At 57.5% G+C, this 25,188-nt stretch carries 24 protein-coding genes; 11 read left to right on the top strand and 13 right to left on the bottom strand.

Going from position 1 to position 25,188, the window contains the following annotated elements:
- Window positions 1–106: 106 nt before the first annotated feature.
- Entirely contained in the window at window positions 107–739 is a 633-nt protein-coding gene (locus EMQ_RS07810; RefSeq protein ID WP_018308210.1) for a M15 family metallopeptidase, read from the top strand.
- Window positions 740–787: 48 nt separating this feature from the next.
- On the opposite strand, the gene EMQ_RS07805 is transcribed toward EMQ_RS07810, so the two are convergent.
- Window positions 788–1,303 (bottom strand): hypothetical protein, encoded by a 516-nt coding sequence (locus EMQ_RS07805; RefSeq protein ID WP_010667246.1) that lies wholly within the window; start codon window positions 1,301–1,303, stop codon window positions 788–790.
- A 195-nt stretch (window positions 1,304–1,498) separates the two neighbouring features.
- Window positions 1,499–2,608 carry a 3-isopropylmalate dehydrogenase gene (gene leuB / locus EMQ_RS07800; RefSeq protein WP_010667247.1) on the bottom strand — a complete coding sequence of 370 codons (1,110 nt, stop codon included), beginning with the start codon at window positions 2,606–2,608 and terminating at the stop codon, window positions 1,499–1,501.
- A gap of 93 nt (window positions 2,609–2,701) precedes the next feature.
- Here leuB and EMQ_RS07795 point away from each other — a divergent pair, with 93 nt between their 5' ends.
- The gene (locus tag EMQ_RS07795; RefSeq protein ID WP_010667248.1) at window positions 2,702–3,301 is read left to right on the top strand and encodes a DNA-3-methyladenine glycosylase I; all 600 of its coding nucleotides are present in this window, start codon (window positions 2,702–2,704) and stop codon (window positions 3,299–3,301) included.
- Between the two features lie 114 nt (window positions 3,302–3,415).
- Here the strand turns inward: EMQ_RS07795 and EMQ_RS07790 are convergent, their stop codons facing one another.
- The 6 genes from EMQ_RS07790 to EMQ_RS07765 all read right to left on the bottom strand — a co-directional run bounded on the left by EMQ_RS07790 (window position 3,416) and on the right by EMQ_RS07765 (window position 10,318).
- Complete coding sequence (locus EMQ_RS07790) at window positions 3,416–3,895, bottom strand: YbaK/EbsC family protein (RefSeq protein ID WP_010668189.1); 480 nt, start codon at window positions 3,893–3,895, stop codon at window positions 3,416–3,418.
- Window positions 3,896–4,141: 246 nt separating this feature from the next.
- Window positions 4,142–5,026, bottom strand: a complete 885-nt coding sequence (locus EMQ_RS07785; RefSeq protein ID WP_018308212.1) for a hypothetical protein — start codon at window positions 5,024–5,026, stop codon at window positions 4,142–4,144.
- Between the two features lie 81 nt (window positions 5,027–5,107).
- Entirely contained in the window at window positions 5,108–5,437 is a 330-nt protein-coding gene (locus EMQ_RS07780) for a hypothetical protein (protein WP_018308213.1), read from the bottom strand.
- Between the two features lie 375 nt (window positions 5,438–5,812).
- Entirely contained in the window at window positions 5,813–6,988 is a 1,176-nt protein-coding gene (locus EMQ_RS07775) for a mechanosensitive ion channel family protein (protein ID WP_010667085.1), read from the bottom strand.
- A 293-nt stretch (window positions 6,989–7,281) separates the two neighbouring features.
- Entirely contained in the window at window positions 7,282–9,105 is a 1,824-nt protein-coding gene (typA, locus tag EMQ_RS07770) for a translational GTPase TypA (protein WP_010667084.1), read from the bottom strand.
- A gap of 289 nt (window positions 9,106–9,394) precedes the next feature.
- Window positions 9,395–10,318 (bottom strand): SMP-30/gluconolactonase/LRE family protein, encoded by a 924-nt coding sequence (locus EMQ_RS07765; RefSeq protein ID WP_231367972.1) that lies wholly within the window; start codon window positions 10,316–10,318, stop codon window positions 9,395–9,397.
- A gap of 170 nt (window positions 10,319–10,488) precedes the next feature.
- On the opposite strand from EMQ_RS07765, the gene EMQ_RS07760 reads away from it, so the two are divergent.
- Genes EMQ_RS07760 through EMQ_RS07750 form a run of 3 tightly spaced genes read left to right on the top strand, consistent with a single transcriptional unit; the run spans window position 10,489 to window position 12,824 of the window.
- Window positions 10,489–10,728, top strand: a complete 240-nt coding sequence (locus tag EMQ_RS07760) for a FeoA family protein (RefSeq protein WP_010667156.1) — start codon at window positions 10,489–10,491, stop codon at window positions 10,726–10,728.
- A 3-nt stretch (window positions 10,729–10,731) separates the two neighbouring features.
- Complete coding sequence (gene feoB / locus EMQ_RS07755; RefSeq protein ID WP_010667157.1) at window positions 10,732–12,594, top strand: ferrous iron transport protein B; 1,863 nt, start codon at window positions 10,732–10,734, stop codon at window positions 12,592–12,594.
- Complete coding sequence (locus EMQ_RS07750; RefSeq protein ID WP_132012110.1) at window positions 12,591–12,824, top strand: DUF6587 family protein; 234 nt, start codon at window positions 12,591–12,593, stop codon at window positions 12,822–12,824. The genes feoB and EMQ_RS07750 overlap by 4 nt, the downstream gene beginning before the upstream one ends.
- 114 nt (window positions 12,825–12,938) lie before the next feature.
- Here EMQ_RS07750 and EMQ_RS07745 read toward each other — a convergent pair whose 3' ends face one another.
- On the bottom strand, window positions 12,939–13,541 hold the full coding sequence (locus tag EMQ_RS07745) for a YqgE/AlgH family protein (protein ID WP_010665865.1): 603 nt from the start codon (window positions 13,539–13,541) through the stop codon (window positions 12,939–12,941).
- 120 nt (window positions 13,542–13,661) lie between these two features.
- On the opposite strand from EMQ_RS07745, the gene EMQ_RS07740 reads away from it, so the two are divergent.
- Genes EMQ_RS07740 through EMQ_RS07730 form a run of 3 tightly spaced genes read left to right on the top strand, consistent with a single transcriptional unit; the run spans window position 13,662 to window position 16,426 of the window.
- Window positions 13,662–14,417, top strand: a complete 756-nt coding sequence (locus EMQ_RS07740; protein ID WP_010665864.1) for an SDR family NAD(P)-dependent oxidoreductase — start codon at window positions 13,662–13,664, stop codon at window positions 14,415–14,417.
- A gap of 16 nt (window positions 14,418–14,433) precedes the next feature.
- Window positions 14,434–15,354, top strand: coding sequence for a polyphosphate kinase 2 family protein (locus tag EMQ_RS07735; protein WP_010665863.1), 921 nt, complete (start codon window positions 14,434–14,436; stop codon window positions 15,352–15,354).
- Between the two features lie 34 nt (window positions 15,355–15,388).
- Window positions 15,389–16,426: an alcohol dehydrogenase catalytic domain-containing protein gene (locus EMQ_RS07730; protein WP_010665862.1), complete on the top strand. Its 1,038-nt coding sequence runs from the start codon at window positions 15,389–15,391 to the stop codon at window positions 16,424–16,426.
- A gap of 35 nt (window positions 16,427–16,461) precedes the next feature.
- Here the strand turns inward: EMQ_RS07730 and EMQ_RS07725 are convergent, their stop codons facing one another.
- Window positions 16,462–17,367 (bottom strand): diacylglycerol/lipid kinase family protein, encoded by a 906-nt coding sequence (locus EMQ_RS07725; RefSeq protein WP_231367973.1) that lies wholly within the window; start codon window positions 17,365–17,367, stop codon window positions 16,462–16,464.
- Between the two features lie 126 nt (window positions 17,368–17,493).
- On the opposite strand from EMQ_RS07725, the gene EMQ_RS07720 reads away from it, so the two are divergent.
- Together EMQ_RS07720 and EMQ_RS07715 are read left to right on the top strand one after the other, a co-directional pair.
- Window positions 17,494–18,384, top strand: coding sequence for a UDP-2,3-diacylglucosamine diphosphatase (locus EMQ_RS07720; protein ID WP_010665859.1), 891 nt, complete (start codon window positions 17,494–17,496; stop codon window positions 18,382–18,384).
- A gap of 98 nt (window positions 18,385–18,482) precedes the next feature.
- Window positions 18,483–19,496, top strand: coding sequence for a glycosyltransferase family 4 protein (locus tag EMQ_RS07715; RefSeq protein WP_026200147.1), 1,014 nt, complete (start codon window positions 18,483–18,485; stop codon window positions 19,494–19,496).
- An 86-nt stretch (window positions 19,497–19,582) separates the two neighbouring features.
- Here the strand turns inward: EMQ_RS07715 and EMQ_RS07710 are convergent, their stop codons facing one another.
- Entirely contained in the window at window positions 19,583–20,056 is a 474-nt protein-coding gene (locus EMQ_RS07710; RefSeq protein ID WP_010665857.1) for a YaiI/YqxD family protein, read from the bottom strand.
- A gap of 80 nt (window positions 20,057–20,136) precedes the next feature.
- On the opposite strand from EMQ_RS07710, the gene mutL reads away from it, so the two are divergent.
- Window positions 20,137–22,002 carry a DNA mismatch repair endonuclease MutL gene (gene mutL / locus EMQ_RS07705; RefSeq protein ID WP_010665856.1) on the top strand — a complete coding sequence of 622 codons (1,866 nt, stop codon included), beginning with the start codon at window positions 20,137–20,139 and terminating at the stop codon, window positions 22,000–22,002.
- A gap of 13 nt (window positions 22,003–22,015) precedes the next feature.
- Here the strand turns inward: mutL and EMQ_RS07700 are convergent, their stop codons facing one another.
- Together EMQ_RS07700 and EMQ_RS07695 are read right to left on the bottom strand one after the other, a co-directional pair.
- The gene (locus tag EMQ_RS07700) at window positions 22,016–23,332 is read right to left on the bottom strand and encodes a hemolysin family protein (protein ID WP_010665855.1); all 1,317 of its coding nucleotides are present in this window, start codon (window positions 23,330–23,332) and stop codon (window positions 22,016–22,018) included.
- 283 nt (window positions 23,333–23,615) lie between these two features.
- Window positions 23,616–25,073, bottom strand: coding sequence for an amino acid permease (locus tag EMQ_RS07695; RefSeq protein WP_010665854.1), 1,458 nt, complete (start codon window positions 25,071–25,073; stop codon window positions 23,616–23,618).
- Window positions 25,074–25,188: the final 115 nt, after the last annotated feature.

The following is a 25,188-nucleotide window of genomic DNA, read 5'->3' as shown; positions in this document are numbered from 1 at the left end:
CCATATATGACAAATTGCATTCAAATAAAATTTTAATTCATTTCACGTTTTCATTTTTAATAGAATAAAAATAATAAGTAAAAATGCAAGTTTATTGGAGGGAGTCATGGAATCTCTTGAGAAATATGACGATATCATCTTCTTCCAACGTTTTTGTGCTTCTTGTGGTTTGTATGGTGGCCCCATTGACGGCGTGTTTCATGAGAACATGCGTGCTGCAAGCGATAGCCTGAAAGAACAGTACGAATATATCCGCAATAACGAGGGGGTATTCGATGCGCGTAGTGAGAAAAATATTCTCTCACTGATCCCGGAAGCGCAGATTATTGCCCGTCGCATGCTTGTCGTATCCCGGAAATTGCATCCACTGGTCACCAAAATCATCTCCGGGACAAGGACATACGCTGAACAGGATGCCTTATATGCTATCGGCCGAACCATTGATCGGGACAAAAGAAAGGTAACCAATGCCCGGGGAGGGGAAAGTAATCATAACTTCGGCATAGCTTGGGATGTCGGAATTTTTGATGAAAATGGCCGGTATATGAATGGAGATCAGCCAGATGATGAGCGGGCTTATCAACATCTGGCGGCTGTGGCCAAGGCTGAAATCAGCGAAATTGAATGGGGTGGCGACTGGACCTCTTTCGTTGATCCTCCCCACTATCAGTTGAAAACCGGCAAGAGCGCCAAAGAAATCAGGGAATTGTTTGAAGAAGGTCGTCTGTTTGTATCCTGAAGGCTTTTTGCGTCACGGGACGATGTTATCCCGTGACGTCAGAAGTTCTTACTTCAGCGTCTCACGCATCTTCTGTCGCAGGGTGTTGCAGCGCTTCGTGTAATGCGTGGCGCGAAAGGCCGTAAAGAAATTCACGCAGAAGGCGGCGAACAGGGACAGAAAGGACGCCAGCGTCAGCACCATGCCAAACGGAGGCAAGGTGGTGTCGTAACGGACGCCTGAATACCATAGCAGACTGATGCTCAGGATCGCTCCGAGCAGGCCGAATACCCCTGTGGTCTTGAGCATTGAATCCTCAACCTGCTCGAAGTCAGAGGTTTCGTGCCAGAGATCGAACAGCTGTCGGTCGATCTCTCCCACCTTGTCGGCATGCGCCGCCTTGTCTTCGGCGGTGATCTTGTGAGGATTCTTGCGATAGATATCGAGTTCCTGCCGCGCCTTGGTGAAGACGTGACGGCGCTCCTTGATGGCGGGAATACTGATATCGACAAAGCTGAGGATGGCGACATTCAAGCCAGCTGAAAGCTGGATGATTGCCTGAAAATCACCCCATGTCGTTGTCATCGTCCATTCCTCACAGCGTCTGTCTGATGGGAATGTTTTCTAGCGAGGACCAACGTGAGGCAGAACACCTCTAAAGCATGACTGCCATTCAGAAGCGCAGTGGGTCGGCTGCGGATCATCCTGTTCGTGGGCCGCAGAACAGGGGTTCAGGAAAGTTTCAGCTCTGTGCCGCTGAAACTTTCCTGTTTCCAGACTTTAGTCAGCCAGCTTGTCCAGCTCGCGGACAATCGCCTCGCCCATGACGTCGGTGCCGACGCGGGCCTTGCCTTCGCTCATGATGTCGGCAGTCCGCAGACCTGTCGCCAGCACGGCAGAGACCGCGTTCTCGATCATCGTCGCTTCGGTTTCGAGATCGAAGGAGTAACGCAGCAGCATCGCCAGCGAGAGGATCTGCGCGATGGGGTTGGCAATGCCTTTGCCCGCAATATCCGGCGCGCTGCCGTGGATCGGCTCATAGAGCGCAGGCATACGACCATCAGAGTGCTTCGCGCCCAGCGTGGCGGACGGCAGCATGCCAAGGCTGCCGGTCAGCATCGACGCCAGATCGGACAGGATGTCGCCGAACAGATTGCCGGTGACGATCACATCGAACTGGCGCGGGTTACGAACCAGCTGCATGGCGCAGTTGTCGGCCAGCATGTGCGACAGCGTCACGTCGGAATATTCGCGGGCGTGGAGATCGGTGATGACCTCTTTCCACAGCAGACCGCTCTCCATGACATTGTGCTTCTCGACAGAGCAGACGCTGTTCTTGCGCTTGCGGGCCATCTCGAAGGCGATGCGACCGACGCGCTCGATCTCGTGCGTCGTGTAGACTTCGGTGTTGATGCCGCGCTTCTCGCCGTTCGGCAGCGTCTCGATACCACGAGGATCACCGAAATAGATGCCGCCCGTGCTCTCACGGACGATCATGATGTCGAGGCCCTTCACGACCTCAGGCTTGAGCGTGGAGGCGTCCACCAGCGCGTCAAACACCTTGGCCGGGCGCAGGTTGGCGAACAGGCCGAGTTCCTGACGCAGCTTGAGAATGGCCAGCTCGGGACGCTTGTCGAAGCCGACATTGTTCCACTTTGGGTCGCCCACGGAGCCGAATAGCACGGCGTCAGCCTCGCGGGCCTTCTGGATGACTTCCTCGCGGATCGGCGTGCCGTATTCGGCCAGCGATGCGCCGCCGACAAGGTCTTCGGAGACGTCGAACGTGATGCCGCGCTTGCGGCTGAGCCATGCGGTGACGCGCGCCACTTCGCGCATGACTTCGGGGCCGATGCCGTCGCCCGGGAGGATCAGCAGTTTCCTGGCACTCATGACAATCTCCGGTGTCCTGTTATGTCAGGCGTGCTTATCAGCGGGACGGTCCTGTTTCAATGTAAGCCGGATCGAACAGGGCAGGAGAAGTGGATGCAGACCGTTGCAGGACGGGACGGACAGCCACGCTGCGCATGGTGCGCGGCGACGGAACAGTATGAAGCCTACCACGATCATGAATGGGGGTTTCCCGTCTCCGATGACCGTCGGCTGTTTGAAAAACTCTGTCTGGAAGGCTTTCAGGCTGGTCTGAGCTGGCGGACCATTCTGACCAAGCGCGAGGCGTTCCGGGCCGCTTTTGCAGGTTTCGATCCAGAACGTGTCGCTCGGTTTGATGAAGCGGATGTTCAGCGGCTTCTGTCCGATGCCGGAATTGTGCGACATCGCGGGAAGATCGAGGCCGCGATCAACAACGCCCAGCGGATGCTGGAGCTTGTAGAGCAGGAAGGATCGCTGGCGGCCTATGTATGGCGCTTCGAACCTGAGCGACTGGCGGCTCCAGAGATAGTGACGGAAACGGCAGCCTCCCGCGCCCTGTCGAAGGATCTGAAAAAGCGCGGCTGGAAGTTTGTCGGACCCACGACGATATATGCTTTCATGCAAGCCATGGGACTGGTCAACGATCACGCGCCGGGCTGTGTGACCCGAGAGAAGGTGGATGCGGCGCGAGCGGTGTTCGAGGTGCCGGAGTAGATCATGAAAGCAGAAGTTTTTGGGGGTCGCTTTTTTCCAAAAAGGCGACGTCTTCTGAAGCTTTTTGGAAAAAGCTTCACCAAAAACTTTCTTGGGTTTGATTGATGCGGCTTTTTATTCTGCTGCCACGTCTGCGACCTTGGCGTCGGACAGCTTTACCGCATCGGCTGGCGTGATACGGACGACAAAACCCTGATCACCAGCGTTGATATAGACGTGATCCTGCCCCATCGCATCCTGCGAGATGACAACGGGAATCTGCGTGGTCTGCCCAAACGGAGAAGTGCCGCCCGACTGGTAACCGGTCAGATCATGCGCCTTTTCCGGGCTCATCATGCGGGCATTGCGACCGCCGAACAGCGCGGCGACCTTCTTGAGATTGAGCTTCTGATGTGCAGGCGCCACCACGCAGGCGGGCTGTTTCTTGTCGATCTCGACCACTAGCGCCTTCAACACGCTGTCGGGGCTAGACCCGAGCGCTTCCGCCGCCTGCATCCCGATGGGACCACCTTCTGGCGCGTAGGTGTATTCATGCAGGCTGTAAGGTACATCCTGTTTCGCAAGAAATACGGTGGCGGCGGTCTCTTTGGTCACGTTCTGACTCCTGCTGAAGGTTGGGTCCAAGCAGAAGGAAGAAAAACAGGCTAAAGAGCGTTTGCCAACCTTAGTTTGATTTTGCGCGGCTGTCCGCTTTCGCCTTCAAAATGGATATCCAATTTTGGGAAATTAAGGGAAATTAAGCAAGTTTTATTCATGTTAAAAATCCATAAATATTTGATTAGTATTCTAAATATTTCAAGAGTCAATAAATTCCACAAAACAATTTTGAAATTATAAATATCATACGTTACAATGACTTAAAAACTCATCATGGTTCATGACATATTTTTTTTCACGTATCACGAATTTTGCCGCTCTTGAGAACAGTGATGAGCTCAAAATTCTCTCCACTGTATTGTTAATGGCATTTATTGTCCCCTTGTCGTTTGTTACTATAGTATCCGTTGAATTGAGATTTAGATTTAGACACAAAAAAGCGTCTTCGCAATCATTTCGGTCTATCATGTTATAATTAAACTCGCCTATTCCCCGAGGCCGTTTATTGGCGTATACGATCATTCTATCCATTATATATCCAAAATACATAGATATTCCAAAAATGTAAGCTAGGCTATGTTTTCTAGATAGATGGTTATCTTTTATTGAATTCATTACTACCCGCCCAAAATTATCGGGGTGTAACGTATGTCCACCATTTAATAGTGGATCCAATGGAGCTTTGGCCCAAATTTGTGAGACAGTCTTTCGAAACACATTTTCTTCTTCAGCCAGAACTGTAGAAGAATATTCCATTATGTTACATTTTACTTTGCATCCTTCTGGAAATTCTATATACTTCGAAAGAAGATCTCCAAGGGTGCCAGAGCTTTCCACAATAGGGAAGAGGCGACCAACCATACTTGCTTCATGTTGCCGAGAATTATGTGCTGTTATAATGCCTCGCTTGGCTGATATCCAAAACGGATCGTCAAGTATTTTGAATAATTTACACTTGAGAAAATTTACCTTCGAGCGATTATAGGACTGCTCTTTTGGAGATTCACATAAATGGCTTGCCAACTCTATTGCGGTAATTGGCGAAACACCTATATCCTGTCTTTGCGCAATATTCTCAAGAATCTTCCACTTTGTTCCTTTAATAAAAGAAGCGTCAGCTATAAACATTAAATAAATCCTCACACTATTTTTGGGTTGTTCTTGTACAAATATAAATCGTCATTTATTTGGATTTGTCAAAAATAAACATCACTCATCGCCTTCATCTTCCATCGCATCGACCTGATCTTTTAGAAATTCAATATCGAGTTTTCGCCAATTCGGAATAACATCAGCAATTTTTAAGGGAGCAATTCCTTCCAAGCTTTCTTGAGAAACGATGACATAACCACCACGATTGAGTGGCAGGATTACAGCGGTTCCTTCCATCCATTCGCCAATATTTTTGATGAGGGCAGATTTGATGACACTACGGCCAGAAATCGACTGTAACGATTTCCGACTAAGACGGAAGCGAGCCTTTTCGGACGCTTTCAGCATGTAGATGAGCAAGTAAGCAATGTGTTCGTAAGTACGCATTCTAGATTCCTTAACCTGATAAGGGTTAAGGTATATCCTGTTTTGGGGATTTAATGCAAGCCAAAAAATTAGGCTGTCGGAAACGACCTGTTTATATTTTTTTAAAACGCAAAAATTACATATTTTTATTGATGTGTTTGAAAATGCGTTTCAGGAGGGCTTCCGCGTGAACGCCTTGTCATCTAACCAATATCAGGTTGGTCATTTAAGCTGTTGCAAAGTAGACCTTCCGCTTTTCCCCGCAGAACCGACTGTCAGCTCAATGGCGATGCAATCGACAGGCAGCAACCATCCTCAAACAACTCGCCCGTAAATCATAAAAAAGTTTTTGGTGAAGCTTTTTCCAAAAAGCTTCAAATACCCCTACACGCCAAATTACAGAGAAAACATACCCCCCGGATTATCCGGCAGGCGGGCCTGCATCCGATATGGTGAAGGCTGGTTTTCGGGCGACGAGTCATGAGCCGAGAACCGGGTCTGCGGGAAGGCTTCCGGGCAGTTTTCGCGGATCCAGACGATGATCTGCTCCCGGATGGCGCAGCGCAGATCCCAGCTTCGCACGGCTGTCCGAGCTCCGGCAGTGATACGCAGCATGATGACCCGATCGGTTGAATCAGCAACCTGCACGCTGAAATCCTTGCCGTTCCATTCACGGCATCCTTCAACAATTTCAGCAAGTCTGGTGCGGATGATGTCCACGGGCGCCAGAAAATCGAGATAGAGATAGACCGCGCCGGTCAGTTCGGCGGAGTTATAGGTCCAGTTCTCGAAAGGGTTATCGAGAAAGTAGGAGAGCGGCACGATCCGCCTGCGCTTGTCCCATGCCCGGAGAACCACAAACGTCGCGTTGATTTCCTCGACCCATGTCCAGTCGCCCTCGAAGGAAATCATGTCACCCATGCGAATGGGCTGGGTGACGGCAATCTGCGCACCAGCGATGAGGTTGGTCAGCACGGACCGGGCGGCAAGACCGACGATGATGGAGGCCGCACCGGCAGAGGCCAGCAGGCTGAGACCATATTGCCGGACGGGCTCGAACGTCATGAGCGCCGCACCGACGGTCAGCAACCCGATGAGAATTTCCGCAATGCGTTGGAGCAGCCTGACCTGCGTCAGATGCTTTCTGCCCAAAATGTCTTCCTCGTGCTCCTCACCGGAGGCGTCGAGCTGCTCAATGTAGAGAGAGCAGGCCAGACGAGCCGAGCGGATGAGGCTGAGCCCCACGGCGAACACGATCAGGACCGCCAGCAGATGCGCAAGCGGTCCCACGATCCGGGTGGAGATTTCCAGAGCCGGAATCGCCAGAATCATGGTGACCGATGCTGCGGCCAGCTGGACGGGATGCCGCAGGATGGTGGCGCTGGTGCGGATAAAGGAGCCCGGACGTTTTTTTCCCGGTACGCGGGCAAAGCCGCGCTTGAGAATAAATCCTGCGACCCACGCAGCGGCGGCCCCGAGGGCGAAGAGGATGAAAAGGGAGGCGATGGTGGGGGGGAGCCAGTCGAACCACCCCTGAATGTCCAGGAGGGTTGAAAAAAACGTCTGTTTCAAAGGCTCGTCCTCATCCTTTCGCGCAGGAAAACAGATGGCCAAACGCCATCAGCAGGGCACAGCATACAGTTTTGCCCGAAGAATCTGTCGATTATGTTTCGAATGGACTGTGGGCAGCCCGTATCAGGAGCGCAGAAACAGGCGAAAAGTTCCGACCCGATTCTGAATGGGGGCATCACGCCCGGCTCCGGAGGTCAGACGGGGAGGGGAGGTATCCCCTCCTTCTGGAAGCGTTTAGAACGCTTCAGAGGCCAGACGCACATGGACGTCTGGCCTCCTGTAGTCGTGTTCTATCAGTCGTTCTTCTTGGAACGCTCGTTCTTCTTACGCTCGTGCGGGTCGAGGTAGCGCTTGCGCAGACGCACGGCGGACGGTGTGACTTCCACCAGTTCGTCGTCCTCGATGTAGGCAATCGCCTGCTCGAGGCTCATCTTGCGCGGCGGAACCAGAAGCAGCGCCTCGTCCTTGCCGGCGGCGCGGATGTTGGTCAGCTTCTTTTCACGAACGGCGTTCACTTCGAGATCATTCTCACGGGAATGCTCGCCGATGATCATGCCGACATAGACCTTCTCGCCAGCGCCGACGAACAGCGTGCCGCGGTCCTGCAGGGAGAACAGCGAATACTGCGTGGTCGCGCCGTCTTCAGACGAGATCAGCGAGCCGTTGCGACGGCCTTCGATCGTGCCTGCATAAGGCTGATAACCCGCAAACAGACGGTTCATGATGCCCGTGCCGCGCGTGTCGGTCAGGAACTCGCCGTGATAGCCGATCAGGCCACGTGACGGGATCAGGAAGGTCAGACGCACCTTGTCGCCACCGGACGGACGCATGTCCTGCATCTGGCCCTTACGGAGTGACATCTTCTCGACCACGACGCCCGAGTAGGGCTCGTCCACGTCGATCAGAACCTCTTCATAAGGCTCCTCACGCTCGCCGGTCTCTTCGTTGGTCTGGAACAGCACGCGGGGACGACCGATGGTCAGCTCGAAACCTTCCCGACGCATCGTCTCGATGAGCACACCAAGCTGAAGTTCGCCACGACCAGCAACCTCGCACGCTTCGCTCTCGGGGCTTTCCGTCACGCGGATGGCGATGTTGCTTTCTGTTTCCTTGAACAGACGGTCACGGATCTGACGCGACGTGACCTTCTTGCCTTCACGACCACCCAGCGGGCCGTCGTTGATGCGGAACGTCATGGACAGGGTCGGCGGATCGACCGGAATGGCCTTCAGGGCTTCGGTCACTTCCGGAGAAGCGATCGTTTCCGGGATCGTGGCTTCGGACAGACCGGCGACGGCGACGATGTCACCGGCTTCGACCTCATCCACAGGCACACGGTCGAGGCCACGGAAGGAGAGCAGCTTGGTCAGACGGCCTGTCTCGACAACACTGCCGTCTTCACGCAACACGCGGACCGGCATGTTGACGCGGGCGCGGCCCTGCTCGACGCGACCTGTCAGCACGCGGCCAAGGAAATTGTCGGACTCGAGGATGGTCGCAACCATCGCGAACGGCTTGTCCTTGTCCAGATTCGGTGCCGGGACATGACGCAGCACGAGGTCGAACATCGGGGATAGGTCCTTGCGGGGGCCGTCCAGTTCCGTGTCCGCCCAGCCCTGACGGCCAGATGCGTAAAGCATCGGGAAGTCGAGCTGCTCGTCGTTCGCGCCGAGAGAGGCGAACAGATCGAAGATCTCGTTGTGGACTTCGTCCGGACGGGCGTCGCCACGGTCGATCTTGTTCACGACGACGATTGGCTTCAGGCCACGGGCCAGCGCCTTGCCGACCACGAACTTGGTCTGCGGCAGTGCGCCTTCTGCGGCGTCAACCAGCACGATCGCGCCGTCCACCATGCTCAGGATACGCTCGACTTCGCCGCCGAAGTCGGCATGGCCCGGTGTATCGATGATGTTGATACGGGTGTCTTTCCAGACGACGGACGTGCACTTGGCGAGAATGGTGATGCCACGCTCGCGCTCAAGGTCGTTGCTGTCCATCGCACGCTCAGCAACCTGCTGATGTTCGTGGAACGAGCCGGACTGCTTGAGCAGTTCGTCAACAAGGGTGGTCTTGCCATGATCGACGTGTGCGATAATGGCGATGTTGCGAATATCCATCGTAAGGCGGACCTGATCTTTCTTTACGTACATGTCCGCCGCTGACAGCTTCAAGCGCGCAGCGGACACCTGTTAACGGCTGTCCATAGAGGGCGGCGGCGCGGATTGCACGCGAAACTTCGCGGTAAAGCGCGTCTTTGACGTGAAACCGGCGTGACCGGTTGTCTCGGTCACGCCGGTTTCACTGTGTTTTCGTTCCGGTTTTTTACTCGAAGAGAGGGTCGTTTTCCGCTGGTGGCCTCCGAGCGGTCAGTCTTCTGCAATGCAGCAGACCCGCGCCCCGGATGTCCTAGCCGGGCAGCATCATGAGGCCCTGTGGCATGCCGGGCGTTTCGGTGCGCAGGCAGAACACGGCGCCGTTTAGTGGCTCCGCTTCAAGTTCGGCGGCGGACAACCCCTTGCGCGCCGTGGTGATGAACACCGTCCGAAGGTCATCGCCGCCGAAAGCCGCCTTGGTCACATTGCTGGCAGGAACAGGAATCGGTGCAAGACGCGTCCCGTGCGGGGTAAAGCGTTCCAGCCTGTGACCACCCCAGACGCCGACCCATAATGTGCCGCTGCTGTCCATTGCCAGCCCGTCCGGCGCACCATTGCTGACTTCGGCAAAAACCCTCTGTCCAGCCAGATCTCCGCTGGCCGTGACGTCAAAGGCATAGATCACGCCTTGTGCCGACTCGCAGTGATAGAGGGTCTGGCCATCCGGAGACATAACGGGACCATTGCTGATCGTGTAGCCGCTATGATGCCGACGCAGGACCACATCGGCTCCCTCCATACTGTAGAGGGAGCCGATTGGGAGTTCTTCCTTGTCATCCATCGTGCCGAACCAGAGTCGTCCGGACCTGTCCACGTGGCCATCATTCAGGCGCGTGCGGGAATGGTGCTGTTCGACGGGTATGAACGGATGGGTGCGTCCGGTTTCCGGATCAAAGAGATACAGGCCGTCTTCCATGCCGCAGATCAGGGCGCCGTCCTGTGTCGGCACAAGAAAGGTCGGCCGACGCTGCACATGCCAGGTTGAGCGCATACCATCGGAGGGACGGTAGCGATGCAGGGCGCAACTGAGAATATCAACAAAGTAGAAGGCGGATTCGGTTTCGCTCCAGATCGGTCCTTCGCCCAGTTTCGCCTTCAGATCCCAGACACTGACGACTTCGTTGAGGTGTGTTTCCGTAGGCTGAAAGATTCTGTCTACAGGAATGTGTGCGGTCATCGGCATACCTCCGGGCTGGTAACGGGCGAAAGCGGGGAAAGTTGCCACGCAGCGATGCGCTGTCTGCCTACCTGTCTCCCGTCCTTCTGACACCGAAGTGGACAGCGGCATGAATAGGAAATAGGTATCATTCGCAACATCACAACAGCACTGGCTGACAGGACCTGCGCATGCGCCTGGACGAGCTTCCGGCCGGAATCGACGCCGTTATCGATCATATCGACCATCGTGGTGCGGCGGACGCCGTCGCGCGGCGACTGGGGGAGCTCGGCTTCGTTCCGGGTGAGCCGCTGCGTATTGTCGCCAGTGGGCCTTTCGGCGGTGATCCGCTGGCTGTGAAGATCGGGTTCACCCGCTTTGCCCTTCGTCGTTTGGAAGCCTCCCGGGTCATTCTGCGGGATGCTCCATAAATCATGGATGCGCTGATCGAGACCCTTCCGCTCCGGGCGGCGCTGGTTGGTAACCCCAATTGCGGCAAGACCTCGCTGTTCAATCTGCTGACCGGCAGTCGCCAGAAAGTGGCGAATTATGCAGGCGTCACGGTCGAACGCAAGGAAGGGCGATTTACAACTCCTGAAGGTCGGCCCGTCCGTCTGCTTGATCTGCCGGGTGCCTACAGCCTTTCAGCCACCAGCCCGGACGAAGCCGTCACCCGCGATGTCTGTGCCGGACGCTACAGGGGAGAGCCTGCGCCCGAACTGCTGATCTGCGTTCTGGATGCGACCAATCTGCGATTGCATCTGCGGTTTGCCCTGGAGGTCTGTCGCCTGGGGCGTCCGACGATCATCGTGCTCAACATGCTCGACGCCGCCCGGAAGGAAGGGCTGGAAATCGACCTGCCGCGACTGTCCGCTGAGCTGGGCGCGCCTGTCGTGGGCGTTGTGGCAGTCAGGAAAAATGGCGCGGATGATCTTCTGGCCCTTTTGGATCATCCTCCCCTACATCCGCCCGTTCCTGCGGTCGCAGCTCAAGGCGAGATCCATGCGGCTGTGCGGCGACTTCTCACGGAATGCACATCCCGCCCCGCCGTCGCCTCCGAGGCGCTGGAAGACCGGCTTGATCGCTGGATTCTTCATCCCGTCTGGGGGCTGGTGATCCTGCTGGCCCTGATGTTCGTCATGTTTCAGGCGGTCTTTTCATGGGCGCAGCCGGTCATGGATGCGGTGGACGCCGGTGTTTCCAGCTTTGGCGAGATGATCCGCCAGCTTCTGCCGGACGGGCTGATCCGCAGCCTGCTGGTGGATGGGATCATCGCCGGGGCCGGCACCGTGGTCGTGTTCCTGCCGCAGATCCTGATCCTGTTCCTGTGGATCCTGATTCTGGAAGAGTCCGGCTATCTGCCGCGCGCCGCGTTCCTGCTGGACCGGATCATGGCGTCCGCCGGTCTGTCCGGGCGCTCCTTTATCCCGCTGCTGTCCAGTTTCGCCTGCGCCGTTCCGGGCATCATGGCGACGCGCACCATCCAGAATCCACGCGACCGGCTTGTCACCATCCTGCTGGCGCCGCTGATGACCTGTTCGGCCCGTCTGCCGGTCTATGCCCTGCTGATCGCTGCCTTCATTCCCCGGCGTTCCATCGGCGGCGTGATCAACCAGCAGGGGCTTGTGCTGTTTGCGCTCTATATGGTGGCGATCCTCAGCGCGCTCGGTGTGGCCTGGGTCATGAAACGGAGTGACTCGCAGGAAGAACATCCACTGCTCATGGAACTGCCCGCCTATCGCTGGCCGAGCCTGCGCAATGTGGCGCTGGGGCTCTGGCAGCGGGCCGTCATCTTTCTCTCGCGCGTCGGCAGTATCATCGTCACGCTCAGCGTGCTGCTCTGGGCGTTATCGAGCTTTCCTGCGCCGCCAGAGGGCGCAACTGGCCCGGCCATTGATTACAGTCTGGCGGGCTGGATCGGGCACATCATGCTGCCGGTCTTTGCGCCTCTCGGCTTCACCTGGCAGATCTGTGTGGCGCTGATTCCCGGACTTGCGGCCCGCGAGGTCGCGGTGAGCGCGCTGGCGACGGTCTATGCCGTGGGAGGCGGTGAAAGTGATGCGGCGTCGCAGTTGATCCCGATCCTGTCGCAGCAATGGAGTCTTGCGACCGGGCTGTCGCTGATGGCATGGTATGTCTACGCGCCGCAGTGTTTCTCGACTCTGGCCGTCATCCGGCGTGAAACAGGCGGCTGGAAGGTCGTCTTTCAGACGGCCGGTTATCTGTTCGGTTTGGCCTATCTGGCAGCATTTCTCACATGGAGATTTGCGCTGGCGATGGGATGGGGGCCGTCATGATTGAAAGCCTGATTGTTGGATTGCTGGTTCTGGTCTGCGCCCTTTACTGGCTCGGACGCCTTGCACCTTCCGTGACGCAGAAATTGTGGAAAAGCACTGGGTCAGTCCTACGCACAGTCCATGCGCCTTCCGTGCTGCAAACTGCTGTGGTCGGACGGGCCAACGCCGGTCCACGCGGTGGATGTGGGGGATGCAAGGGATGTGACAGCAAGGGCGGTGGGTGCCACTGACGGAAGATCGTCAGATGTCGCCGTCTTTGCTGATTTTCCGGTAGACTTTTGAAAAATTGGGATCAAAGGGACTTCGTCCCTTTGTGGGGTTCGGGGCAAAGCCCTGAAGAACGGTCACGCGCTCCCGGTAAAGGACGCCAACCGCAGCGGGTCGATATTGATCGCCGCCAGAGCCTTGCGCCACTTCGCCGCATGATCCGCCCCGAATACGATCTCCCTTGAAGCCGGAGCCACCAGCCACGCCGAGTGACGGGCGATTTCCTCTTCCAGTTGTCCGGCTTCCCAGCCTGCATGGCCAAGCGCCAGCAGCGCATCGCGTGGACCGTCTCCGGCCGCAATGTCCTTGAGCACCTCAAGGTTGGCGCTGAGGGAAATATCGTTATTGACGGTCAGTGTGCCGTCGCCGTCCCAGTCGGTGGAATGAAGCACCAGTCCGCGGCCTGCCTCAACGGGACCTCCCGCGCACAGGCCGATGCGACGACGCGGCGGGGTCGGGGCGATGTCGAGTTGCAGTAGCAGATCATCGAAACCCGGCTGCGAGATACGGCGGTTGACGACAATGCCCATTGCGCCGCCGTCCGCCGAGTGCGCGCACAGATAGATCACGCTCCGGTCGAACTCGGATTCCGCTAGGGACGGCATGGCGATGAGAAGCTGGCCTGCGAGTGACTCTTCGGCGCCGCTGGATGCGACCGTATCAGACTGTAAAAACTGCATGCTCCAGATATGGTGCGACGGGAGCCATTTGACAACCGAGCCATTTGACAAGCTGGCGGCAGAAGGGGGCTAATGCGCCCCACCCGAAAGAAAGCCAGAACAGAGAGAAGGAACTGAACGATGACTGACACGGTTCTTGTGACAGGTGCGACAGCAGGGTTCGGTCGGGCCATCAGCGAACGGCTCGTAAAGGATGGCTACCGGGTGATCGGCACCGGTCGTCGCGTCGAAAGACTCGATGCGTTGCAGGCTTCTCTCGGGGACGCCTTCCTCCCTCTGGCGCTGGACATGCTGGACAAGGATTCGCTGCGGGGACTGCCCACCGAACTGCCGGAGGGCTGGCGTGAGGTCGATGTGCTCATCAACAACGCCGGTCTGGCGCTTGGCATGGACCCGGCGCAGAGCACGAACATCGATGACTGGGAGCGCATGATCGGGACGAATGTCTCGGGTATGGTCGAGATCACCCATGCGCTGCTGCCCGGCATGGTCGAGCGCAACCATGGTCACGTCGTGTGCATCGGCAGCACGGCAGGGACGTATCCCTACAAGGGCGGAAACGTCTATGGCGCCAGCAAGGCCTTTGTCTCGCAGTTCATGAGAAACCTGCGAACCGATCTGCTTGGCACCCGTGTGCGCGCCACCAATCTGGAGCCCGGCCTCTGTGGGGGCAGCGAGTTCAGCAATGTGCGTCTGGGCGACGATGCGAAGGCCGCAGAGGTCTATCGCGGCACGAAACCTCTTCTGCCCGAGGATATTGCCGAGACCGTTGCGTGGGTTCTGGGGTTGCCGGAGCATGTGAACATCAACCGTATCGAGATGATGCCGGTTTGTCAGGCGTCAGGTGGTCTGTCGGTCGTCCGGGATCTGGACTGAAAAAGGACATATCGCGATGACGACGACTGCTCCTGAAAGAAAACTTACTCTGGAAGATCTGTCCATCCTGACCACGCGTTATCGCGTCGATCCGTCAAAACCGTTTCGTCTGAAGGATTACGATCCGACCGATGACGCCGGACTGGGGCTGACCAAGCCGGAGGGCAAGGCGCTTCTGAAACAGGCAAAGAAGCGTCTCTCCGATCTTCAGGAACTGCTTTACGCCAACAGTGAAGCGTCCCTGCTGATCGTGCTGCAGGGCATGGACGCCGCAGGCAAGGATGGCACGATCAAGCATGTGATGTCAGGCGTGAATCCGGCGGGAGTATCGGTTACCTCTTTCAAACAGCCCGGCCCACAGGAACTGCTGCATGGTTTCCTCTGGCGGATTCATATTTCAGCACCTTCCTCCGGGCGTATCGTGATTTTCAATCGCAGCCAGTATGAAGACGTATTGGTGACGCGTGTTCATCCAGAACTTCTGGAGCGGGAGCATCTGCCCGGGGAGGTCGGCACGCCTGCCTTCTGGCAGGGGCGTTTTGACGATATCCGGCATTTCGAACACTACCTGTCGCGACAGGGTACCCTTGTTCTGAAATTCTTTCTCAACATCTCGAAGGATGAGCAGAGGAAACGTCTTCTCAGTCGTCTGGACGTCAAGGACAAGAGATGGAAATTCTCTTCGTCCGATGTCAGGGAGCGCCAGTTCTGGGATCAGTACCAGAACGCCTATGAGGAAGCGATCACCCATACCGCACGCGATTATGCACCATGGTTTGTGATCCCGGCCAATCATAAATGGTATGCCCGGCTGGCGATCATAGAAACCATTATCAGCGCTCTGGAAGATCTGAAGCAGAAGCCCCCGGTGATTGAGCCGGGCCTTATGAAAAGCCTTGACGCCTACAAGGATGAACTCAGCAAAGAGGCTGGCTGAATTCATCCCTGTCCACCAACCCGCAGGTGATCCCATGTCTCCTTCATCCATGACGATGAAAGCTGTACAGCTTGTCTCTCCGAACCGGCCCTTCGCCTTGCGGGCTGTCTCAATCCCTGAGCCGGAAGCGGGGGAGGTCCGTGTGAGAATTGCCGCCTGTGGTGTGTGCCGCACGGACCTGCATATTCAGGATGGATTGCTCGATCTCGGCAAAAGGGATTTTACGGTCGGGCATGAAATTGCCGGAACGGTCGATGCCTGCGGTGCGGGCGTGGACCAGACGTGGGAAGGCCGCAAGGTCGTCGTGTATTACTATGTCGGTTGCGGCAGGTGTCGTTACTGTCGCATGGGTGACGATCATCTGTGTCCGCAACCAAAGGCCCAACCGGGTTTCTCAAGTGATGGTGGTTATGCCGAATACATCACTGTTCCCGTGAAAAACTGCGTGCCTGTGCCGGAGCATGTCGATCTCGCTGAGGCCGCGACCATGGGGTGCGCGGGCTCCACGGCAGTGCATGCGGGACGTATGGCGGCCATCCATCCGGGAGATTGGGTAGTCATCAATGGAACTGGCGGTGTAGGGCTCGCTCTTTTGCAATATGCCCGTCAGGCGGGAGGCCGGGTCATTGCGGTCGGACGCGGCGGCGCCCGAGCGCAGATTGCACTGGAGATGGGGGCGGAACACATCATTGATGTGCTGGAAACGCCTGATGTAGCGAGCCGTGTGCGGGAACTGACCGGTGAAGGCGCTGATGCTGTTTTCGAACTGCTCGGCACGCAGGCGGCGATGAGCAGCGCCCTGAATATGCTGCGTCGTCGTGGACGAATGGTGATGCTTGGTTACACGACCGACGCTTTTCAGTCTCATCCCATCGATTTCATTGTGCGGGAAATCACGCTGCTTGGGTCGGTGGGTTCGACCCTTGATGATCTTTATGAGGCGATTGAACTTCTGGCCCGTGGTGTCATGCGTTCTCCCATCTCGGAGGTTCTGCCTCTGGAATCTTTCGATACAGCCCTGATGAAAACACGACAGGGAGGGCTGGATGGGAGAATTGTTCTGTCTCCCTGAAAAGCCACACAGACAACGCAGCGTATCAGTCTTTCTCAGCCCGCTGCCAGCATCACCGGTCCTGACGCATCCATAATTTCGAACGGCAGTATGCCTGCCGGATCTCCATCCGCCTGCACGGGCAATCCTTCAGGTGTCGTGATTTCTATATGCGAGGCACGTACAGTCTGCACCCCGGGCAGACTGCCCATCTTGCCTTGCGGCAGGGAAATCCCCGCCATCAGGGCGGAGGAAACGCCACCATGTTCAAAAAGCGTGACGGAAAAACCGGGTTCACCGGGCAGGGCGTCCGATGACAGCAGATAAGGGCCGCCATAAAGACGACCCTTGCTCACAATCACACTGGCTGCATGATATTCCTTGCCATCGGCCCGAACGCACAGTGAGGGAAACTGGTAACGCGGCAGTTCCCGAACAGTCTGGAGCACATAAGCGCCCCGACCCAGCAGGCGCTTTGTGCCAAGGTCGATATGATGCACGACATGCGCATCGAAACCAGCGCCAACCATCTGCACAAACAGTCTTGAGTGATCTGATGATTTCAGGATTCCGGGCCAGAGGGGTGTCCCGCCATCCGAGCCGAGCACGGCTGCCAGTGCTTTGGGGGCGAAAGGCAGATTGAATTCGTGGGCAAGGACATTCGCCGTGCCAAGAGGGATGATCCCGAGACGCGTGTCAGAGTGCATCATGCCGGCGACGACTTCTGCAATCGTGCCGTCCCCTCCGGCCGCGACCACCATATCCGCGCCCTGACGAACCGCTGTGCGGGCCAGTTCCGTGGCATGGCCGGCATATTGCGTTTCAAGAATCTTCAGTGGAATGCCGTGACTGGCGAGGCAATCGAGCACGTTCCACAACCGGCCGGTATTCCTGCGGCCTGCGGTGGGGTTGTGGATGACATACATGCGGTCGGTCTTTCCTGGCGTGCGGTGAACTTTCAATTTCACCTGATCAACGCAGGAGCACCATGATCCGACACCGTGGTTTTCCAGAAATCATGGAACTGTCATGTAGCCGCTGACGGGGATGCTCTACACGAAGGCAGACCTCCTGCGGGACGGAGCGCCATGAGCTTTGTTGATACTTCCCTCGCCGGGCAAACACCCTATCGTGCGGTGTTTCTGTCCGATATTCATCTCGGAACCAGGGGAAGTCAGGCGGCGCTCGCAGCCGATTTCCTGAAATCCATTTCCTGCGAAAAGCTTTATCTGGTCGGTGACATCATCGACGGATGGCGGCTGCGCCGGTCATGGTACTGGGACAATCATCACGATGAACTGTTGCAGGTCATCCTGCGCATGGCCCGTCATGGGACGGATGTTATCTATATTCCCGGCAACCATGACGAGATGTTTCGTCGCTGGCTTCCGATGAATCTGGAAGTGGCGGGCGTTCGTCTGCTGCCACGCGCAGACCATGTCACTGCTGATGGCAAGCGCTATCTGGTCCTGCACGGTGACGAGTTTGACAGTGTCGTGCGTTACGCGCCGGTTCTCGCGCTTCTGGGTGATCAGGCCTATACGGCAGCTCTTGTGCTGAACCGCTGGATCAATGGCGTAAGGCGTCGGTTGGGCCTGCCGTATCGCTCTTTCTCTGCGTGGGCAAAGCGGCAGGTCAAAGGAGCAGTAAAAGCTATTGACCGGTTTGAAGAAGCGCTGGCCAAGGAGGCACGACAGGCGGGTGCGGATGGTATTATCTGCGGCCACATCCATAGTCCAGAAATCCGGATAATCGATGGTGTCTGCTACATGAATACAGGGGACTGGGTGGAAAGCTGTACCGGCCTTGTTGAGGACAGGCACGGCCAGTTCTCGCTGATTGACTGGAGCCGTAAAACGCCTGCTCCGGCCCGGGATGTGCCAACGGTAGGTAGCAGATTTCGCTGGCCAGAGAACATGATGTCCCGTCGGAATGAGGAAGGCACTGTGAGCATGACGTCGGTCCGGGAGCCTGGTTGAACTGTTCTCCTTCATCGTATCTCAAGACCTGATAGCCGTATTCCGGCTCTATAGAATTCTGAAAACCAAAGTTATCCTCTGTCTGAATGAGGTCTGGCTTGCGAATACTGATAGCGACGGACGCATGGACGCCACAGGTCAATGGCGTCGTGCGTACCATGACCACCATCGTCAACATGCTCAGAGCGAAAGGGCATGAGGTGGAGGTCATCGGGCCGGATCGTTTCCGCACCATCCCGTGTCCGAGTTATCCGGAAATACCACTCGCTCTCAATCCCGGTCGGCGTTTCAGAGAGTTGGTCAAGATTTTCAGACCGAATGTTCTGCACATTGTCACCGAAGGCCCTGTCGGTTGGGCAGCATGGCGCTGGGCACGTAAACATAGTGTTCCATTTACCACTTCATACCACACACGTTTTCCGGAATATGTTCAGGCCCGTCTGGGCTGGGGGCTTGATCCAGCCTATGCGCTGCTGAGACGCTTCCATAACCGGTCGCAGGGCACGCTGGCCGCGACCGCCAGCCTGCGTGAAGATTTGTCTGCCCGTGGCTTCACTCGTGTGATGCCCTGGACACGGGGTGTCGATCTCGCACGTTTCACACCGGAGCCGCGCAGGGACTGGAAGGCTGAGTTGGGCATTTCAGGTCCGGTCTTCATTCATGTCGGGCGGCTGGCGGTCGAGAAAAATATCGAGGCCTTTCTGTCTCTTGATCTGCCGGGCACAAAGGTTGTTGTGGGCGATGGCCCGCATCGTGCTGCGTTGGAAAAGAATTTTCCGCAGGCGATCTTTACGGGACGACTGGAAGAGGGTGCGCTGGCGGCGGCTTATGCCGGCGGCGATGTGTTCGTGTTTCCAAGCCTCACGGATACGTTCGGGCTGGTGGTTCTGGAAGCTCTGGCTTGTGGCACACCGGTCGCTGCTTATGATGTGACAGGACCAAAGGACATTCTGGCCGGTGCGGAAGGGTGCGTCGGTGCCGTCAATGATGATCTGCGCGCTGCCTGTCTGCAGGCGTTGAAGGGTGATCGTGCCGCCTGTCGCACCCATGCGGAACGGTTTACATGGGAGACCTGTGCAGACATGTTTGAGAACACGCTTATACCATTCTAGGCCTGTTTGAACTCTGTCGTCCGGTAGTTTCGTCAGAGACAGGATTTCAAGATCGTAAGATCGGGACAGGAAGCGCCCCATACATCTTACGGCGCGACAGGAATCCGAAAACGGGGTTTCCGCAGACGCACCACCAGCGTATCGAGCGCAGAAAGGTAGCGTGAGCGATCCGTCTTGCTGAACGAGGGGCCACCGGGCGTTTCCATCCCGGCAGAACGGAGATCAGTCATCAGATTGCGCATGGCGAGCGCCATTCCGATGGAGTTGGCGTCGTGAATCTTTCCCTTCGAGTCAATCACGCTCGCGCCTTTTTCCACACAGCGTGCCGCCAGAGGAATATCGCCAGTCACAACGATGTCGCCTTCCTGCGCATGCTCCGCGATCCAGTCGTCGGCGACATCCGGTCCTGCTTCCACCACGACGCGCTCAATGAGCGGCGAGTCAGGAATCACGATCATGCGGTTCGAGACAACCGCGACGGGCAGTTTGTAGCGGCCCGCCACACGGTAGGTTTCGTCCTTAACCGGGCAGGCATCGGCATCAATATAGATACGGGTCATGAGCCTCGTCGTGCCTTATCGTGGCCACGAGGTAAAGCGTGATTCCGTCACCGCGTCGAATGGGCTAAACTACCTCCAGCATGTCCAAACCTGTTCCTTTCCAGCCCGTTCTGCGTCGGCTTTCCGATGCCGTCATCAACCGTATCGCCGCCGGTGAGGTGATTGAGCGCCCTGCCGCGGCCCTCAAGGAACTGGTGGAAAACGCGCTGGATGCAAAGGCGCAACGTGTCCGCGTCGCCATCGTCAATGGTGGCGCTGATCGTATTGTCGTCACGGACGATGGCATTGGCATGACGCCTGATGAACTGGCGCTGGCCGTGCAACGTCACTGCACGTCAAAGCTGTCCGATGAGACACTGGTGCGGATCGCTACCCTTGGTTTCCGGGGTGAGGCGCTGCCGTCCGTGGGGGCTGCGGCGCGTCTGACCATTACCTCCCGCAAGGCGGACAGTGACTGCGCGTGGCGCATCCACGTCGCGGGTGGCGAGATTTCTCCTCCAGAGCCTTGCTCAGGCGAAAAAGGTACCTCGATTCTGGTCGAAGATATGTTCTTCGCCACGCCCGCCCGTCGGAAGTTTCTCAAGAGCGCCCGGGTGGAAGGATCACACGCTGAAGCGGCGGTCCGTCGTCTGGCGCTGACGGCTCCCGATGTGGCGTTCTTCATGGAAGCGGATGGGCGCACCATCCTTGATCGCCCCTCTGAAACGCTCGAAGCACGGGCGGCGGCGCTTCTCGGAATTGAAGACGCGGATGGTCTGCTGAAACTGGACGGTGTGCGCGGCGACATGAAGCTGTCGGGCTTTGCATGCAGCCCATCCGTTCACAGACCGACGACAGCCGGACAGTTCATGCTGGTCAACGGTCGCGCCGTGGTCGATCCGCTGCTGCGTACGTCCATCCGCGTCGCGTATCGCCGTGTTATTGAGTCCGGTCGTCATCCCGTGGCTGTCATCAACCTGTCGTTGCCTTATGAGCAGGTCGATGTGAACGTCCATCCCGCCAAGACAGAACTCCGTTTTGCCGATGAAGCCGGGGTGCGATCACTGGTGATCGGCACGATCACGCGGGCGCTTGGACTGGGGGCTGGAACGGCGGGTGTGCGGCCGGGCTTTTCCGCACCACGTCCAGCCCGGATCGTCTATCCACCGGAAGTGCCGCGCTCGGAGGGATTTGCCGAGCCGTTTCTGGCGCTGGGCGCTCAACCCGCAGCCCGCATCTTCGCCCCGGATCCGCCTGTTTCAGTGATGCTGGATGGTGTGGAAAATGGAAATCAGTCACCTGCTTTACCTGTGCAGCCAGACGATCCGCAGGCTGGCACCATTTCTCCAGCAGTCGGCCCGGAAAAAGATCACCCTCTCGGTGCGGCGGTGGCGCAGGTGCTCAGCACCTACATCATCGCCGTAACTGCCGATGACAATATGGTTCTGGTGGATCAGCATGCCGCGCATGAGCGGCTGACACATGAGGTTCTGCGTGAGCAGTTTCTCTCCGGCACCATCCGCGCCCAACGTCTGCTGGTGCCGGATGTGGTGGAATTGTCCCGCAGTCAGGCGGATCTGCTGGTGTCACGTGCCGATGCGCTGTCGAAACTCGGAATCGATCTGGAGCCGTTTGGCGCTGGAGCCGTGCTGGTCCGCTCCCTGCCTGCGCTGCTCGGCAATGCCTCAGCCGTGAATCTGTTGCGGGATCTGGCGGAGGAACTGGACGCGGATGACCTCGCCAGTATTGAGGAAACACCCACTCTGGATGCGCGACTGGATGCGGTGATCGCCCGCATGGCCTGTCACGGCAGCATCCGGGCGGGCCGTAACCTCACCATTCCGGAAATGAATGCGCTGCTGCGTCGCATGGAGGAGACACCGCGTGCGGGCACCTGTTCGCACGGACGCCCGACATGGGTGAGGCTGACACGCAATGACCTGGAACTGCTGTTCCGGCGTCGTTAAAGCGAAGAAACCGTCAGGCTGTCTCGGATTCTTCCGTGCGGGGCAGGCGGGTCACCAGCAACTGGTTGATGCGGAAGCCCTCGACATCGACCACCTCAAAGCGGAAACCGGAAGCGTCCGTATGATCCGCCTTGCGGGCCATGCGACGGAGACGATGCATGACAAATCCCGCGATCGTGTCGAAGGAACTGCTGTCCGGCAGGTCGGCCACACCGAGTTCACGGATGACATCCCCGATCGGGGCTGCGCCGTCGATCAGCCATGAGTTCTCGTCACGCTGAACGATAAGCTGCTCCTCAAACGGCGTCGCCAGCCCGTCCATCAGCGCGCCCATGATATCCTTGAAGGTAATCAGCCCGACGACTAGCCCGTATTCACTGATGACGAGCGCAAAGCCTGCACCGTGGGCATCGAACTGGGCGAGTGTATCCCACAGATTGAGTGTCTCCGGGACGGACAGCACATCGCGGCGCAGGCGACCAAGCGGCAGAGCGCCTTTCTCATCGGCAGAGGCGACGAAAATATCCTCGATGCGCACTGAACCGATAACGTGATCGAGGCCGCCATTGCAGAGCGGATAACGGGAATAGGAGTCGTGACGGACCTTGTTGCGCAAAGTGTCCGGCGTTTCCTGCACATCGAGAAAGACGATTTCGTCACGGGGCGTCATGGCGGAGCTAACAGCGCGATCCTGAAGACCCAGCACGTTCTGGATCATCAGATGTTCCTGCTCCAGCAGCACGCCGGAGGCGGTGCCAGCAGCAAGAATGGCGCGCAGGTCTTCCGGTGTGACGGGTTCGACAGCGGAGGCAGCCGGTATTTTCAGGGCGCGGAGCAGCGCGTCGGAAATCTTGGAGAAGACCCAGACAAACGGATAGAGCAGATGCAGCGCCGTCGAGGGGAACCATCCGATGGCGAGCCCGATCCGGTCTGGCGCGTTCATGGCGATGCGCTTGGGGAGCAGATCGGCAAAAACGACAAACGTGCCGGTGATGAATATGAAGCTGATCGTAGCGCCGAGACTGTCAGCGGAGGCGTTGCTGAGTCCCCAGCTTCTGAAAATGTCTGAAAGCGGTGGGGTCAGCATATCGGAGCTGACGATACCGCCGAGGATTCCAACCGCGTTCAGAAGAATTTGAAGCACGGTCATCACCTGACCACTGTTGCGACGCATGGCGAGGAAGGCCGTCGCCCGTTCGTCACCGGCTTCGGCGCGGGATCGCAGTCTGACATCGCGCGCGGCTGCGAACGAGATTTCCGAGAGAGAAATGAGGATGTTGATGGCAATCAGCAGGACGACGGCAAGGACGCCCATCAGGAGAAGCAGCACGGGATCAACCGATGTTTTTATGGGAGCCGCGCCTTGGTCAAGTACGGCCTGATGCTGGTGTATATCGCGTCAGAGCAGGAAAGTTCCAGCATACTTTCAAAAGAGATGCCGTTTTCATGCAATGCCGGACGGCTGTTTACCTGTCGGTAATAGTAAGAGCCCTGCCACTACACCACCCGCAGAAACACCCTTCTTGCTTAAGCAGGGCGTTTGATCCGGTAAAAAGGGCGTTCTCTCAGGTTGAGGAGCGTTTCAATACCGGATCATGATTTGTCTCACTGGATCAGTCTGCTCCGGCGAGTCTGCTTTTCTGGCGTCCGTAAAGAAAATAAACACCCAGACCGATCCCGAGCCACACGAAGAGTCGGAGCCAGGTCAGGCCGTCCAGAGATACCATGACAACCAGACAGGACAGAATCCCGGCGAGGGGAATGATCGGACCTCCCGCTACGCGAAATTTTCGCTCGGCGTCGGGAGCCTGACGGCGGAGCACCAGCACGCCGACACAGACAATGATGAAGGCGAGCAGCGTGCCGATGGACGTCATGTGGCCCAGCTCGGCAATCGGCAGGAAGGCGGCCAGCAGTCCTGTCAGTACCATGAAGAACAGATTGGACAGCCACGGCGTGTGAAAGCGGGCATGGGTCCGACTGAACAGAGCAGGCAGCAGGCCGTCACGGGACATAGCGAAAAAGACGCGGCTCTGTCCGAGCAGCAGCATCAACAGCACGGAAGTGAAGCCGCCGATAATCCCGAACTTGATGGCGATCTGAAGCCATGTGATGTGCGTCCGGTCGATGGCCGTGGCGACAGGGGCGGGGTCTCCGGCCATATCGGCGTAGTTCACGATTCCGGTCAGCACAAAGGAAAAGGTGACATAAGCCAGCGCGCAGATGGCCAGACTGCCGAGAATACCGATGGGAATGTCGCGCTTGGGGTTTCTGGTCTCCTGAGCTGCCGTCGAGAGTGCATCGAAGCCGATATAGGCGAAGAAGATCGTCCCCGCCGCACGCATGACGCCGGAAAACCCGAAATGGCCGAACGTCCCCTCATTGGGCGGAATGAACGGGTGATAATTGGCCGTGTCGATCCAAGGGATGCCGAAGCCGATAAAGGCCGCAATGACCGACAGTTTGAGAGCGACAATGACGGCATTCACCTTCGCTGAGGCGGAGGTTCCCCGGATCAGCAGCAGGGAGACGAGAATGATGATGAAGGCCGCCGGTACGTTGGCGATGCCGCTGGCGGTGCTGCCGTCCGCCAGATGAACGGTCTGGAACGGTGAGGCCGTGAAGCGTGCCGGTAGATGAATGCCCCATCCGGCGAGGAGCGAGGTCACATAGCCCGACCAGCTTACTGAGACCGTTGCGGCCCCGACGGCGTATTCCAGCACCAGATCCCAGCCGATGATCCACGCGATCAGTTCGCCCATCGTGACATAAGCATAGGAGTAGGCGCTTCCGGCGACGGGAATCATGCCCGCCAGTTCACTGTAACAGAGCCCCGCAAATCCGCAGGCGATGGCGGCAATGATATAGGACAGCGTTACGGCCGGCCCCGCATTGTCGCCTGCCGCAATGCCTGTCAGCGAGAACAGCCCGGCACCAATGGTCGCGCCCACGCCAAGTGCGACCAGAGTGGCCGGGCCCAGTACACGTTTCAGACCACTGTCTTCCGGGGCGGCATCCATGGGTTTGCGACGGAAAAGGGATGATGAGCTGGGCCGGGGCGGCTGAGGCATGGGTAAGGCTGTCCTTGAAACGTCTCTATGCAGACCATCTATGCGCGAGGTGTGGTTTTCCGTCCATGAAAAGGCTACAACCACGCCAACAGCAAGGTACGTTTCGGGTTGGGCG

Origin of the sequence: Acetobacter aceti NBRC 14818, from assembly GCF_000193495.2 — a bacterium.
GTDB lineage: Bacteria > Pseudomonadota > Alphaproteobacteria > Acetobacterales > Acetobacteraceae > Acetobacter > Acetobacter aceti.
Note: the sequence above shows the minus strand (reverse complement) of the source record. Positions and strands in the feature narration are given on the sequence as shown.